Origin of the sequence: Corynebacterium sp. KPL2850 (assembly GCF_040225855.1) — a bacterium.
In the GTDB taxonomy this organism is placed as follows: domain Bacteria; phylum Actinomycetota; class Actinomycetes; order Mycobacteriales; family Mycobacteriaceae; genus Corynebacterium.
In genome coordinates this window covers 19,721-33,256 of record NZ_JBEHFV010000011.1, presented here as the reverse complement: position 1 = coordinate 33,256, position 13,536 = coordinate 19,721, and the positions used below count along the sequence as shown (strand labels likewise).

16 protein-coding genes are annotated in these 13,536 nt (G+C 58.6%); 7 read left to right on the top strand and 9 right to left on the bottom strand.

The genetic code is table 11. From position 1 onward, the window contains the following. Position 1 precedes the first annotated feature (1 nt). Together rsgA and aroA are read right to left on the bottom strand one after the other, a co-directional pair. The gene (gene rsgA, locus ABRP93_RS05320; protein ID WP_349863713.1) at positions 2-1,036 is read right to left on the bottom strand and encodes a ribosome small subunit-dependent GTPase A; all 1,035 of its coding nucleotides are present in this window, start codon (positions 1,034-1,036) and stop codon (positions 2-4) included. Then, positions 1,029-2,330, bottom strand: a complete 1,302-nt coding sequence (aroA, locus tag ABRP93_RS05315; protein WP_349887166.1) for a 3-phosphoshikimate 1-carboxyvinyltransferase — start codon at positions 2,328-2,330, stop codon at positions 1,029-1,031. The genes rsgA and aroA overlap by 8 nt, the downstream gene beginning before the upstream one ends. Between aroA and ABRP93_RS05310 the strand changes: the two genes are divergently transcribed. After that, entirely contained in the window at positions 2,329-2,976 is a 648-nt protein-coding gene (locus ABRP93_RS05310; RefSeq protein WP_349887164.1) for an SOS response-associated peptidase, read from the top strand. The two genes, aroA and ABRP93_RS05310, sit on opposite strands and share 2 nt — an antisense overlap. Here ABRP93_RS05310 and ybaK read toward each other — a convergent pair. Then, a complete protein-coding gene (gene ybaK / locus ABRP93_RS05305; RefSeq protein ID WP_349887163.1) occupies positions 2,962-3,465 on the bottom strand; it encodes a Cys-tRNA(Pro) deacylase in 504 nt (167 codons plus the stop codon). The genes ABRP93_RS05310 and ybaK overlap by 15 nt on opposite strands. Before the next feature lie 36 nt (positions 3,466-3,501). Between ybaK and ABRP93_RS05300 the strand changes: the two genes are divergently transcribed. Both ABRP93_RS05300 and ABRP93_RS05295 read left to right on the top strand, forming a co-directional pair. Beyond that, positions 3,502-4,104, top strand: coding sequence for a sigma-70 family RNA polymerase sigma factor (locus tag ABRP93_RS05300; RefSeq protein WP_005277540.1), 603 nt, complete (start codon positions 3,502-3,504; stop codon positions 4,102-4,104). Beyond that, entirely contained in the window at positions 4,104-4,376 is a 273-nt protein-coding gene (locus ABRP93_RS05295) for an anti-sigma factor (RefSeq protein WP_349887162.1), read from the top strand. Before ABRP93_RS05300 ends, ABRP93_RS05295 begins: the two co-directional genes overlap by 1 nt. 355 nt (positions 4,377-4,731) lie before the next feature. On the opposite strand, the gene ABRP93_RS05290 is transcribed toward ABRP93_RS05295, so the two are convergent. The 4 genes from ABRP93_RS05290 to ABRP93_RS05280 all read right to left on the bottom strand — a co-directional run bounded on the left by ABRP93_RS05290 (position 4,732) and on the right by ABRP93_RS05280 (position 7,794). Then, the gene (locus ABRP93_RS05290; RefSeq protein ID WP_349863727.1) at positions 4,732-5,181 is read right to left on the bottom strand and encodes a hypothetical protein; all 450 of its coding nucleotides are present in this window, start codon (positions 5,179-5,181) and stop codon (positions 4,732-4,734) included. Between the two features lie 524 nt (positions 5,182-5,705). After that, positions 5,706-7,049, bottom strand: a complete 1,344-nt coding sequence (locus ABRP93_RS05285) for an IS256 family transposase (RefSeq protein WP_349887161.1) — start codon at positions 7,047-7,049, stop codon at positions 5,706-5,708. Between the two features lie 305 nt (positions 7,050-7,354). Beyond that, positions 7,355-7,429: a 50S ribosomal protein bL37 gene (locus ABRP93_RS11695; RefSeq protein WP_369707509.1), complete on the bottom strand. Its 75-nt coding sequence runs from the start codon at positions 7,427-7,429 to the stop codon at positions 7,355-7,357. A 104-nt stretch (positions 7,430-7,533) separates the two neighbouring features. Continuing rightward, complete coding sequence (locus ABRP93_RS05280) at positions 7,534-7,794, bottom strand: WhiB family transcriptional regulator (RefSeq protein WP_005277545.1); 261 nt, start codon at positions 7,792-7,794, stop codon at positions 7,534-7,536. A gap of 517 nt (positions 7,795-8,311) precedes the next feature. On the opposite strand from ABRP93_RS05280, the gene ABRP93_RS05275 reads away from it, so the two are divergent. Further along, entirely contained in the window at positions 8,312-8,791 is a 480-nt protein-coding gene (locus tag ABRP93_RS05275; RefSeq protein ID WP_349887160.1) for a hypothetical protein, read from the top strand. A 36-nt stretch (positions 8,792-8,827) separates the two neighbouring features. On the opposite strand, the gene ABRP93_RS05270 is transcribed toward ABRP93_RS05275, so the two are convergent. Together ABRP93_RS05270 and ABRP93_RS05265 are read right to left on the bottom strand one after the other, a co-directional pair. After that, complete coding sequence (locus tag ABRP93_RS05270; RefSeq protein WP_349864096.1) at positions 8,828-10,066, bottom strand: Rv3212 family protein; 1,239 nt, start codon at positions 10,064-10,066, stop codon at positions 8,828-8,830. Continuing rightward, on the bottom strand, positions 10,063-11,415 hold the full coding sequence (locus tag ABRP93_RS05265) for a DEAD/DEAH box helicase (protein ID WP_349887158.1): 1,353 nt from the start codon (positions 11,413-11,415) through the stop codon (positions 10,063-10,065). The genes ABRP93_RS05270 and ABRP93_RS05265 overlap by 4 nt, the downstream gene beginning before the upstream one ends. Positions 11,416-11,488: 73 nt before the next feature. Here ABRP93_RS05265 and ABRP93_RS05260 point away from each other — a divergent pair, with 73 nt between their 5' ends. The 3 genes from ABRP93_RS05260 (at position 11,489) to ABRP93_RS05250 (ending at position 13,529) form a co-directional block, all read left to right on the top strand. After that, a complete protein-coding gene (locus ABRP93_RS05260; RefSeq protein ID WP_023025669.1) occupies positions 11,489-11,713 on the top strand; it encodes a DUF3107 domain-containing protein in 225 nt (74 codons plus the stop codon). 66 nt (positions 11,714-11,779) lie between these two features. Further along, complete coding sequence (locus ABRP93_RS05255) at positions 11,780-12,730, top strand: DUF3152 domain-containing protein (protein WP_349864101.1); 951 nt, start codon at positions 11,780-11,782, stop codon at positions 12,728-12,730. Between the two features lie 10 nt (positions 12,731-12,740). Then, positions 12,741-13,529: a hypothetical protein gene (locus tag ABRP93_RS05250; protein WP_349864103.1), complete on the top strand. Its 789-nt coding sequence runs from the start codon at positions 12,741-12,743 to the stop codon at positions 13,527-13,529. The last annotated feature ends 7 nt before the right edge of the window (positions 13,530-13,536 follow it).

The following is a 13,536-nucleotide window of genomic DNA, read 5'->3' as shown; positions in this document are numbered from 1 at the left end:
GCTAGTTTTCCCACTCCACGTTGGAGCGCAGGGCTTGCAGCAGCCCGCGTACCGCATCGCGACGGCGGGCGGTAGCGGTGCCCTCGGGAATGATTTCTGGATCATCGAGCCCGCATTCCGGATCCGCCGGTGGCCCCGCGTGCGTACAGCCACGCGGACACTCCTCAATAGCCGCGGCGAGGTCCTCGAAGACTCCAAGGACGTTATCCGCGTCCACGTGCGCCAGCCCAAAGGAACGAATGCCCGGGGTATCGATGATCCAGCCGCCCTGAGATTCGGTTCCTGTAGCGTCGGTGGGCAAGGGGAGGGCCACCGATTGCGTCGAGGTATGCCGGCCCTTGCCGATACCCGATACTTCCCCCGTTTCCCTTTCCGCTTCTGGAACCAGCCGGTTGACCAGCGTGGACTTGCCCACCCCGGAATGCCCGATGAGCGCGGTAATGTGGCCATCCACCTGCGCGCGCACGGCATCTAGGCCATCCTCGACTCCGGCTTCGACCACCGTGACGTCTAGGTCGGCGAATTCTTCTGCAAACGGCGTCGGGTCCGCGAGATCTGTCTTGGTCAGGCACAGGATGGGGTGCAGGTTGCCCACGAATGCGGCAATCAAGGCACGCTCGACAAAGCCGGAACGCGGGGGAGGGTCTGCCACGGCAGAAACGATCAGCAATTGATCGGCATTGGCCACGATAATGCGCTCATACGGATCCGTGTCATCGGCGGTGCGACGCAGCACGGAGGTGCGATCCGCGAGCTTGACGATGCGCGCCAGCGTGTCCTTGGCACCAGAGGTATCACCAACCACGCCGACGCGGTCACCGACCTCGATGGCGGTGCGGCCCAGCTCGCGGGCGCGCATGGCGGTGACTTGGGGGCCATCGTCAAGCGCAACGCCCCACCGCCCGCGGTCCTTGGTGATTACCATGCCGTATTTGGCATTTTTGTGCTTGGGCCGATCCTTGGTGCGCGGGCGCGAGCCCTTGCCGGGGCGCACGCGCACATCAGATTCATCAAAGGAACCGAAACGTCTAGCCATGTAAATCCTGTTGGTCGGGGTGCAGCATCGTCTCCCACATGCGGGCGAAACCGGGCAGTGTCTTGGAGGTAGTGGAAATATCCTCAATCTGGATATCAGGGACTTTCAAACCCAGAATGGCGCCGGCGGTGGCCATGCGGTGATCGGCATAGCACGGCCAATCGCCGCCGTGGAGTTCGGCGGGTTCGATCACTAGGCCATCGTCAAGCTCGGTGACCCTGCCGCCCAGCGCATTGATATTCGCTGTGAGCGCCTGCAAGCGGTCGGTCTCGTGGCCGTGCAGGTGGGCAATGCCCGTAAGCCGCGACGGCGTTTCCGCAAGCGCGCACAGGGCCGCAACGGTGGGGGTGAGCTCCCCGATATCGCCCATGTTGCGCTCGATGCCCTGCAGCTTTCCCGCCGGGTTGCCCGCTGCGGTCACGCTATTGTGCTCTTGGGTTACCATCACGCCCATATCCAGCAGGATCTGGCGGATGGCATCGCCTGGCTGGGTGGTATTTGCCGGCCAGTTCTTGATGGTCAAGCGCCCGCCGGTTACCGCCGCGGCGGCGAGGAATGGCGTGGCATTGGAGAGATCCGGCTCAATGAACCATTCGCGACCGGCGATGGGGCCGGGGTGCACCGTCCACGTAGTGCCATCCGAATCCACGCGCACGCCCGCCTGGCGCAGCATGCCCACCGTCATTTCCACGTGCGGCATGGATGGCAGCTGGCCGCCCTCGTGGGTGAGTTGGATGCCCTGGGAAAAGCGCGCCCCGCTGAGCAGCAGGCCGGAGACGAACTGGGAAGAACCAGAAGCATCGATGGTGACCTTGCCGCCTTCTGGTACGCCGTTGGAGGACACCGTAAAGGGCAGGCTACCTCCTTCCACATCAACGCCGAGGCTGCGCAGCGCATCTAGCGTAGTGGACATGGGGCGGTTATAGGCCTGCTTATCGCCATCGACGCGCACCGGGCCATCTGCCAATGCTGCGACCGGCGGCACAAAACGCATCACCGTGCCGGCCAGCCCGCAATGTACCGTGGCACCGTGTAGCTTCCCAGGCTGGACGTGGATATCGGCGCCGTCATGGGTGAAGCGAACCCCCATGGCACAGAGTGCATCCTCCATTAGCTGCGTATCGCGCGATACCAGCGGGGCGTGCAGGATAGACGGGGAATCAGCCAGCGTGGCCAGGATGAAGGCGCGATTGGTAATAGACTTCGATCCAGGCACCTGGTGCTCCCCCGTAACGGGGCTGGTAGCCAGCGGGGCGGTCCAAGGTTGAGACATAGTGTCCATAATAGAGGGCATGTGCGGAAGATTCGTTCTTTTTACCGAGTCCCTCCTCGATGAGGTGGGAAACCTCCCGGGTGTCCAGGAAGTCCACGCCCCACAAGGCACGCCAGGGCCGCGATATAATATTGCCCCCACCCAGCCCATTCCCATCGTGCGCGTGCGCGACGAGCTAGCGGAAGTCGATCCCGCGCGGTGGGCGCTTTTGCCGCAGTGGAAAAAAGACCTAGATGGACCGCCGCTTTTTAATGCCCGGGCGGAAACGGTGGCGAGCAAGCCATCTTTTCGCACCGCATTTAAATCCCAGCGCTGCCTTATCCCCATGAACGGCTATTACGAGTGGCACAAGGATGGCTCCACCAAGACGCCGTATTACGTCCATCCAGATCAGGGCCTGCTGTGGGCCGCGGGGCTCTGGGATACCGGGTTAGACCGGCTCTCTGCCACTATCGTGACCACCGCGGCTACCGAAGAGATGGAGTGGCTGCACCACAGGTTGCCGCGATTTTTGGCACCGGAAGAGATGCGCACCTGGCTAGAGGGCAGCGCCGACGAGGCCAAGGAGCTGTTAGTGCCCACGGGCCTGCGGGGATTTGAGTACTACGCGGTGGATAAGGCCGTGGGGACCGTCTCCAATGACTACCCGGAGCTACTCAGCCAGTAGATCGGCAAAGCCAGCCCCGCACAAGCGCGCGAGGTCTTCTGCGTTGAGCTCGATATCTAAGCCGCGGCGGCCGCCGGAGATAAAGACAGTCTCGAAGAGCACCGCAGATTCCTCGATCACCGTGGGCAGCGGGTTCTTTTGCCCGAGCGGGGAAATGCCGCCGTGCACGTAACCTGAGGACTTCTCGGCATCGTGCACCTGCGCCATGGCGGCCTTAGGAGCCCCCAGGGCGGCGGCCGCCTTCTTGAGGCTTAAATGGTGCGTCGTGGGAATCACGCACACCGCCAGCTCGCGGCGCGGGCCCTTGCCCGCGGTGAGATCAATAATGAGCGTTTTCAGCACGCGCTCGGGTCCTACATCTAAGGCCGCCGCGGCGTGATCACCAAAGTGATCCTTGCCCGCTTCAAAGGTGGATACGGAGTGCTTGACTCCGGCATCTTCGATGACTTTCAGCGCCGGGGTAGCGGCATGCGGGGACTTTTTGGCCATATAGGAATTTTAGCGTGAGACGTTAGGATAGATTGTGTGGTTAAAGAAACAGTGAGCGAAAAGGAGCTGCAGCGCCGCTTTGAAAAGGAAGCGCTCCCGCTGCTCGATCAGCTCTATGGCGGCGCGCTGCGCATGACGCGAAACCCGCAAGACGCGGAAGACTTGGTGCAAGAGACCTATCTGAAGGCCTATAAGTCCTTCCATTCCTTTAAGCAGGGAACGAACCTGAAAGCATGGCTTTATCGCATCATGACCAATAACTACATCAACTCTTATCGCAAGGCGAAGCGGCGCCCTACCGAGTCTTCTGCCGATGATCTGAGTGATTTTCAGCTCTATACCACCGCAGGCCACGATTCCACCGGGTTGGAATCCGCCGAGGTGGCAGCGCTTAAAGAGATGCCAGATAGGTCCATCTCGCAGGCCATTAATGACCTGCCGGAGGACTACCGGATGGTGGTCTACTACTCCGATGTGGAGGGCTTAGCGTACAAGGAAATCGCCGAAATCATGGATACTCCATTGGGAACGGTGATGTCCCGCCTACACCGTGGAAGAAAAATGCTCCGGAAGGCGTTGAAGGACGTAGCACGTGAACAAGGAATTGGATTAGAACACCCGGACATGGAGGACAAGTAATGGAAGGCGCAACCGGAAAGAACTGTGGTGCGTGCAGCTCCACTGAGGTACACAACCTATTTTGCGAGCTTCTCGATGAATCCACGACCTACGCCCGCGCTTTAGCCATCCGCGAGCACATTGCCCAGTGTGATTATTGCCAGCAACGCCTAGAGCGCGAAGAGCTCGTCCGCTCTCTCGTGCGCAATTGCTGTGCCGGCCAAGCTAAGGCACCGCAATCGTTGCGCCGCCGCATTTCGGTAGAAATTACGGAGATCGAATCCCGCGGGTAAGAAGCGCCCTTCAGAGCTGCGAACGTCTCGCAACAAAAGTCGGGACAGTTCGTACTGCCGTGTTTTCTCATCCAGTTCAGAAGCATACGTACAAACCGTCAGGCGCCCTCTGCCGAAGCGGTGCTGTAGAAAAAATTTTCCATAGGATCGCACTCGCAGCGGTTAACCCAAGAGTCAAACCCCACCACACGCCTTGGGGACCTAATGCGAGTGGATAGGCAAATAGTAGGGGCCTAACCCTGACGTGTACACTTTCTGGGGTCATGTCCGGCCCCGACTGGTGAATACGCATCCTGCGAATAGTTGAAGAACGGGTTCTATTGTTTGGGCTGGTACCTATCTGGTGGTAGCAGTGCTAGTTTTTCTGAATTCGCTGGCGGTAGTAATCACGATTGTCTTCTTGCATGTGAGCAAATTCCATGAGTACGCCCGGCCAGATGGGATACGTATCGATAAGGTTCTCTGCGATGCTTAGCAACGGTGAAAATGCGATCTCGCCCCATCTGATGCCTATACCTACTCTTTCGGAGTAGGCCGTGCTACTTAAGGGGCCAAGTGCCCACTGGCTCCCTGACATCGCATTCATCCATGTGCCGTTGATGGCGAGGACGCGGGATACTTTCTCTTCGTAGCTGTGTTTAGAGTTTAAGATTTCGAGTACGATCTCGAAGGGAAACTCTTTTGTGCCATCGGTGACCTGCTTGCGCTGAAGAGGCGTCAACTCTGCAAGTGTCGTGGGGACTGTTGTTGAAAGGAAGTCTTCCAGCCTATTTCCGAATTGTTGATGATATCCGTCAAACCACATGAGATTCCTATCGGGCTATGCAGGGCGTATAACCCAAGCCCCTGAATATTGATTTAATGTCTTGTCGAAAAACAGGTTGCGGATTTAGCCCAGTACCCAGTTTTTGCTGTCTTCTTAGACGATCGAGTGTATTCCAGCATACACTTTCTACTACAAGGAAGATTTCGTTGTTGTGTCCTGAGGATTCAAGATTCGGCTTTGTGGGGTGCAGCAGAGACGTTGTCGAAGTGAAGAAGGCGAGAATCGCTGCCCCGAGGAATTATGCGTCTAGATCGGTTTCTGGTGTCAGCAGGATTTAGCATGTCTCTACTCCATCAATTTTGGCGTAGTGAGGGCGATGATTGTGCGAGTTCGGGCTATTACCAGTTTGCACGGTGAGTCTCGGGCAAGGCCTGCATACTCGTCGTCGTCAAGTTTCTTTCGCCTTGAGGGGTAGTTGAGGCGAACAGCTTGCGGACGATGGGTACCCATATGTAACAAGGGCCATCATCGAGCGTGTCAAGTTGTTTGTGTGTGGGGTCGGACTATAGGTATTTGTCGAAGCGGTCGGGAAAGGCTACGGCCATTTGGTTGATGGCTTGTTTCCAGCCGGATACTCGTGCTCCTTCCACGAGCCTGCTGGCTGTAGCTGAGGCTCGTTTGCCTTGTTTTGCCCGCTTGATAGCTCGTTTGTCTTCAATATTGCAGATCATCAACCACAACGTCTTTAACGCGGATTCATCATTAGTAAATTGGACCCGGTTACGCGTGGCTTTACGCAGCTGGTTGTTAAACGATTCAATCGAATTCGTCGTATAGATAACCTTCCTTGCTGCTGGTGGGAACTGCAAAAATGGCACGAATCTATCCCATGCGTCCTGCCAGACCTTGACCGACTGAGGATACTTCACACCCAGTTCAGACTCGGAAAATTCCTTCAACGCTGCTTCTGCCGTGGATTCATCAGTAGCCGTATAAACCTTCTTCAACGCGGCTGATACAGCCCGGCGATCCCCGTAGGCCACCCACCGATTCGCGGCACGTATCAGGTGCACGATGCAGGTTTGTACCATGGAATTCGGCCAGGTTGCCTCCACTGCCTCTGGTAGGCCTTTCAGCCCGTCACAGCAGACGATAAAGACGTCTTTGACCCCGCGGTTAGAAAGATTGGCACATACCTGCGCCCAAAATGAAGCGCCTTCTTCTTTGGCAATCCACAATCCCAAAATATGCTTAATACCGTCGAGGTCCACCCCGATTGCCATGTACGCGGATTTGTTGACCACTCGGCCACCATCGCGGACTTTAATGCGCAACGCATCGAGAAACACTACGGGGTAGAACTCGTCTAACTGGCGGTTTTGCCAGACCATGACCTCATCGAGGACGGCGTCGGTGACTGCGGAGATCGTCTCATGGGAAATATCGACACGCATCGCAGTTGCCATATGATGCTGGATATCCCGAATGGTCATCCCACCGGCATATAAGCTGACGATCATGTCATCAACGTCGGTCAATCTCCTCGAGCCTTTGGGCACCATCGTAGGAACAAACGTGCCGTTTCTGTCTCGTGGAACATCAATGCTTACTGGCCCGTAATTAGAATCTACGGTTTTCGGATACGCCCCATTGCGATAATTATCCGTTCCAGCACTAGCTTTAGCTGCTCTATCACCGGATGCATAGCCCAGGTGAGTATCCATTTCCGCATTTAACCCGCGGGTAATTGAAGCTTGCAACATACCGCGAACCAGGTCGTTGGCATCCGTGGTGGACGTGCCTAGGTCATCAATCAGTTTCGCGATGTCAGGGTTAGCAAGCAGCTTCTTTTCAATCGCATCAATCTTGGCCTTATCAGCCGGATCTCGTCGTGCCACACTAGTCATTCTGGCTTATCTCCTTATGCAGGTTGGGAACCTACACACAAACCATTAGACACTCTCCCATCATCGCCGATCGCTATACCTGCTAAGGGAAGCCGGCAAAAGGAAACTACGAAATGAGTTCAATTAGAGCACTTCGGGGAAGCTATGACCGATGCCCCGATACGGACCAGTAGTACCAAACTAAAATGAGCGCCCTGGTAGCTACTACTCCGAGAGTCGGATTTCTAATAGAAAGATTAAAAACCCGGCCATACGAGTTCTTAAGGTGAACTGGTACGAACCGGGCTTTTAATATGTGCTGTACGTTATGCGCCAGGACGCTTGCCGTGATTAGCGGCCTTCTTGCGGCGATCCTTGCGCTTGCGACCACGCTTGCTCATTGCGCACTCCTTCGTTGAGGGTTTCTGAACTTTATTCAACTGTAGCGGCTAAGGGCGCCGAAACGAAAATTGGGGTGAGTGTTAGGTTCCCCGGGTCCGCGCTATTAGGCGGACACGCGGGAGCGGCCGCGGCCGCGATTGCGGCGACGCTTGAGGGCGCGGCGCTCCTCTTCAGACAGGCCGCCCCAGACGCCGGCGTCGAGGCCGGACTCGAGTGCCCAGTTGAGGCAGGAAGAAGCAACGGGGCAGCGGTTGCAGACCAGCTTGGCCTTAGCGATCTGGGTAAGGGCAGGACCGGAGTTACCTACTGGGAAGAACAGCTCTGGGTCTTCGTCGCGGCAAACGGCTTCGTGGCGCCAATCCATGATTGATATCTCCTAACAAATTTTTGACAGCAGTAAATACGAGCGCAATCCGTGCGAGGCAGGAAAGCACCTTGATTTTTAGGTGGTGTGTGAACTGGTCTGCTAGCAGTGGGGCCCGGTCTCGAGGTCGGGCCAGCGTCGCCGCCGCCTATGGTTCACGGTGTTGTTACCTGAAGTTTCCTCCAGGTTAAGAAGAGGTTTACGCCCTCTTTCTTTTTGCTACTAGAGAATCATGACATGTTTACCCGATCGCCGCTAGGGGTACGGGCTAAATTGTGGTTAACATCACGTAAATAGGCGCGGTGTGGGGGCCATAAATGCCAAAATCAAATTTTAAAGAATCCTGTGAGAATCGCTGTGAGCTGCAGCTATAGGTGCTATGTGGTGAGTGTGGTGAGGAAGAGACCGTCAAATCTCCCAGTTCATCCCCCTGCCCCCGCGCTACTGCAGGCAACATCGAGGCCCCGCCGTGGGTGGCACAGAAAAAATCCGCGCCGCATTAGTAGACTGGGGATTTGTGTCTAAGCAGAACAAACGCCAGGTAAATAAGCAGCAGCGAGATAAGTCGGCAGCGCCAGCGGCAGCACCGGATAGTGCCCCGCAGTCGGTGCTTATAGGCGTAGGCATTGCCACAGTGCAATCCATCGCGGTTATTTGTTTTGGTATTTTCCTCATCGTGCGCGAAGCGGTGGGCGCGGAAAATGACTCGATGGTTTCTGATTCCGGATCGGGAAGCTTTGTGGGGCTTGGCACCGCCATCTTTATCTTCATCGTCTTTGGCTTCGTCATCGCAGGCGCCTGGGCCATGGTGAAAGGAAAGCGATGGGGAAGAGGCGCCGTGGTCCTCGTAGAGCTCATCCTAGGCGCGAGCGCGTTTCAAATGTATAGCGGTGGATCCCCGGTGCTGGGAACTATCACCCTGTTAAGCGCGGTCGCGGTGCTTTATCTCTTGATGTTTAGGCGCGAGTCCTCGGAGTGGGCCGCCTCGAATTTCTAAGGGACCATTCGCGCGGGAGGCGCGAGTGGCACTCGCTTAGTCGCTGCTGAGGCCAACCACGGTATCGCCCCGGGTTTCTACAATGGTCTCGCCCGCCAACGTGAGGTGGACAGGACCACGGTAGCCGCCGCGGTCGACGGCAATTTCGCGCAGTACCTTCCCGGTAGACCAGTCCACCACAGCTATGCCCTTTTCGGTGGGCATCAGCATGCGCCCAGCCACTGAGATTGGGGTGCCGATGGCGCCGTCAATGACGTGATCGACCCGCAAATCACTGGGGGTTAAAAGGTAGAGGCGTTTCCCATCAAACCACGTCATGTGGTGCGGGAGATCCGCTATGGCTGGGGCGAAAGGGCTTGTACCGGATTCGATGGCGGCGGAAGGCTTTACGGGAGTAGAAGAAAGCTTTTCGCCCTGGTTGTTATAAGACTCAATGCGGGGTTCTGGGCCGGGGATATAGACCGCGGCGGCATCTTGGCCCACCGCGATAAGCCGCGCTCCATCGCGTTCCACGGAGACATCTGCGTCCATCTCTGGTTCCCGGGAGTCTTCCGGGGTGGTGGTTTGAAACCTTAACCAGGTGGTGTGAGGTTCCTCCGGGCACGATTCCGTCAGCGCGAGGTTCTCGGTACGCGTCAACGCCGAAGAGATGGTGCACTCCTCGTGCGGTTGCTTCTGCGCCTCCTGCTTGGCCTCCACGTCGCCGTATTCCACGGTGCGCACGAGATCTGAGCGCCACAGGTCGATTCTCCCAGCAGAAACGGTACCTACCCGGTCATTGGACTGCACGGGTATAACGTCCGGGGAATTGATAGCGCTGCGGGTGGAGTCATATTCACCCGTCGCGGCGTCGATGGCAACCGTATCCCCGCAGCCCACGCCCGTGCGATAGGTGGCAACCACCTTGCCCCAAGCGGTCGAAAGCGAGCAGAGTTCGGCGTCGCTGCGGGTATAGGTCCAAGCCGTGGAGCCATCGGCATTGGTGGCCGTAAGCACATCGCCATCGTGGCTAATGCTCAAGCCATGGGCGGAAATGGCGCGGTATTGGCCGGGTACGGGCTGGTTGGGCAGGCTGTAGGCAGTGGTGAGGGAGGAGGGGACATCGGCAAGCACAGCGGCATCGCTCTCCCCAGGAACCGCCTCTTGGTGCAGGTCCGCCTGGTGGATATTGGCGGTGGCTACTGAGCCGCCCACCGCGATGGCGCAGATAGCGCCGATAATGCCGGTGGCCTTCCAATCCGCAGCGGTAGCCCGCAAGATGGGGGCCTTAGTCATCGGCGCCCTCCTCGGGGCGTGCCTTTACCGCGCCGCGCCCCGGACCGGGACCGCGACTGGGGCCGGGATTGGTGCTGTCCCGCAGACCGCTTATGCGCCGGAAGCTGGCCGACTACGCTGGTGGCAGGCCCCACCTTTTCCTGCACGCCAGCGGGGATGGAAAGCGCCTGGGCAAGCTCCGGGGAGGTGGAAAACCACTGCGGCGGCGTGGCCGTATCTAGGCCTAGCTCATCGTTGATGACCTGCCATTTGGCCAGCTCATCGTAGCCGACCAGGGTGACGGCGGTGCCGGTGTGCCCAGCGCGGCCGGTGCGCCCGATGCGGTGGATAAACGTCATGGGATCATCGGGAACCTGGTAGTTGATGACGTGGGTGACATCATCGACGTCGATGCCGCGCGCGGCGATATCGGTGGCGACGAGGATATCCACCTCGCCCGAGCGGAAGGCTTGCAGGGACTTCTCCCGGGACTTTTGGCCCAAGTCACCGTGCACGGCGCCGACGCGGAAGCCGCGCTCAGCAAGGTCATCGGCCAATTGCGCGGCCGAGCGTTTGGTGCGGGTAAAGATGATGCTGCGACCCCGGCCCTGGGCCTGTAGGATATGCGCGATGACCGGCACCTTATCCATGCGGTGGGCCTGGAAGGTGACCTTGCGGGTGGTTTCGTGCGTGACCTCATCCGCCTCCGATTCGGCCCGGATGTGTACGGGCTTATTCATGAACTGCCGCGATAAGTTCAAAATGGCGCCTGGCATGGTGGCAGAAAACAGCATTGTCTGGTGCGCGTTGCCATCGAGCGCTTCCAAAATGGCCTCTATGGAGGGCAAAAAGCCTAGGTCCAGCATCTCATCGGCCTCATCGAGTACCACGATGGCAACTTGGCGCAGAACCAGATCGCCGCGCTCGTGCAGGTCGAGCAGGCGGCCTGGCGTTCCGATGACCACATCAACGCCGCGCTGGAGGAGCTTAATCTGCTCCTCGTAGGGGCGCCCGCCGTAGATGGAGGCGAGGCGGACCGGCAGGTGCGCGGCCGCGTCCTGCAAATCCGCGGTGACCTGTTGGGCAAGCTCGCGGGTGGGAACGACGATGAGCGCCCGCGGCGTCCCATCCAGTGGGGCAATATCCGCGTCATCAAAAACGCGATCGAGCAGCGGCACGCCAAAGCCAAAGGTCTTGCCCATGCCGGTGCGCGCCTGGCCAATGAGGTCTTGGCCATTGAGCGCAATGGGCAGGGTTAATTCCTGGATTGCAAAGGTTCGCGCGATGCCACGGTCAGCGAGCCCATCGCAGATTTCGGCGGCCACGCCGAGTTCCGCGAAGGTCGGTGGCTGGGGTTTTATGACAGACACACCTTGATAGTAGCCGGGATGGTTATAGTGGGGCCATTGGCATGTAAAACTCTAGTTAGAGGAGGATAAATTTATGGATATCAAGTTTGGTTTTGCAGATACCCCGCGCGAGCTGATCATTAGCACCAGTGGTGAGCAGGCGGAGCTAACGCAAAAGATTAATAGCGCCCTGGCAGAAAACTCCACGTTGGAGCTAGAAGATGACAAGGGCCGCAAGTACCTCGTGCGCACTGAGCGTGTGGTGTACGTCGAGGTTGGTGCCGCTAAGAAGCAGTCCGTCGGATTCGCCGGCGCCTAAGCTTGGGGCGTTCTAAAGGTTTGCTAATTCAGTTTTTGAATAGACAACCGGGTACCCTCAATGCCTATGGAAAGTAGGCAGAATCGCAAGGCTCAGCAGAGCCATGGGCGAATTCCGGATCACCCGAACCCGGTGGTCCGGTTCGCCCGCCGGTACGGCTGGTGGCGTGTGGTGGCTATCCCCGTGATGGTGCTGCTTACCGTCTGGGTGATTGTGGATATCGCGTCTGGCTCTTCGGCCGATGACAACGGCGATGCATCCAGCGCGGAAACCACCGCAGCCACTCCTACCCACGAGGATCTCACGGGCCCCGACCCCGCGAATGCGGAGGCGGTAGAGCGCGAGATCAGTGAGATGCCCCCTGGAAGTGACTTCACCAAAAAGGGCAAGGGCACTTTCCACGGAATCGGCCGCCCCGGCGCTGTAGCCGGCGAGGGTGGCGAGAAAAAGGTGCGCTATTCCATCGAGGTGGAAGATGGGCTCAATACCGCTCCCTATGGCGGAGATGATGCCTTTGCCGCAATGGTGGAGGCAACCCTTGCGGATCCACGCGGGTGGACCGCCCAAGGCGACTTCGAATTCGAGCACGTCGCCTCCGCAGACGATCCCGATACCCGCATCCAGCTGACCTCTCTGACCACGGCCGCTGAGCGTTGTGGCGAGAAGATCGAGACGGAAACCTCCTGCCACACCAAGTTTACCGGCGAATCCACCACCATCATTAATGAAGCGCGGTGGGTGCGCGGGGCCACGCCCTTTGAGGGCGATTTGGGCAATTACCGCCAGTACGTCATCAACCACGAATTGGGCCATGCCATTGGCTATGCCTCCCACCAGCAGTGCGGCGGCGAGGGCAAATTGGCCCCAGTGATGATGCAGCAGACGCTGAGTTTGAACAATAAGCAATTGCATGACCGCAATCCCAAGGAGGTCTATCCTGATGAGGATGTGACCTGCGAGCCTAACCCGTGGCCATATCCCAATCCGGAGCACAAGGATCCCCACCAACCCCAATAAGGAGTACTGGATGCCGCTTCCCCCAGAGCATGTTTTAAGCGCCTTCCACGCAGAAACCGGTGCGACTGGGTCGCGCCGGGCCCAAGGCGATCAGCTGGGCCCAGTATGGGATAACGGCATCAAGGTGGGCGACGTGGTTTACTCCCAGGCCGGCCCCTTCGCGGCATGGTCTGCCAAGGTGCGCGAAAAACTAAGCGTGCCGGGCGCGCGGGTATCGCGGCCGGTTCTCGCGAGCGACGGCCGCCACACCGCCGCCGGATGGAAGGCGACGCAGTTCCTTCCCGGCGAGGTCGCCGGGCGCATCGATGAAGCAGCGCAGACGGCCTTGCGCTTGGACGATGCCATGGCCAATGCGCCTGCGCCGCCGAGCACGCACCGCGATGATGCCTTCGCCCGCGCGGAGCGCACCGCCTGGGCGGAGACGGGGGAGGCCTACGATAAGGCCGCGCTTGCCGATGTCCCCTTGGTCACCGCCCATACCGCCCTGCTGACCACCACGGTCTTTTATGGCGCGCACCCACCGGGGATTGTGGATCTCGTGCCGAGCCAATCCGCGCGCCCAGCCGGGTGGAGCGCAGCGCTTGTGATCGTGGATGGATTGATCGCACAAGTGGTAGATGATGACATCTGTCAGCGGTTTGGCCACGTGCCGGGCATGCAGGAGCTTTTGCTGCGGGCGGTGTCCTATCGCCGGCATATTAATGATCTGAATCCGCGCTCGCGCTCGAATGTGCGTTCCAATATTGAGCGAGTGGAACAGTTTCTTGTGTCTAGGGCATCTGCAATACTGGGGCGGTGACTTACGA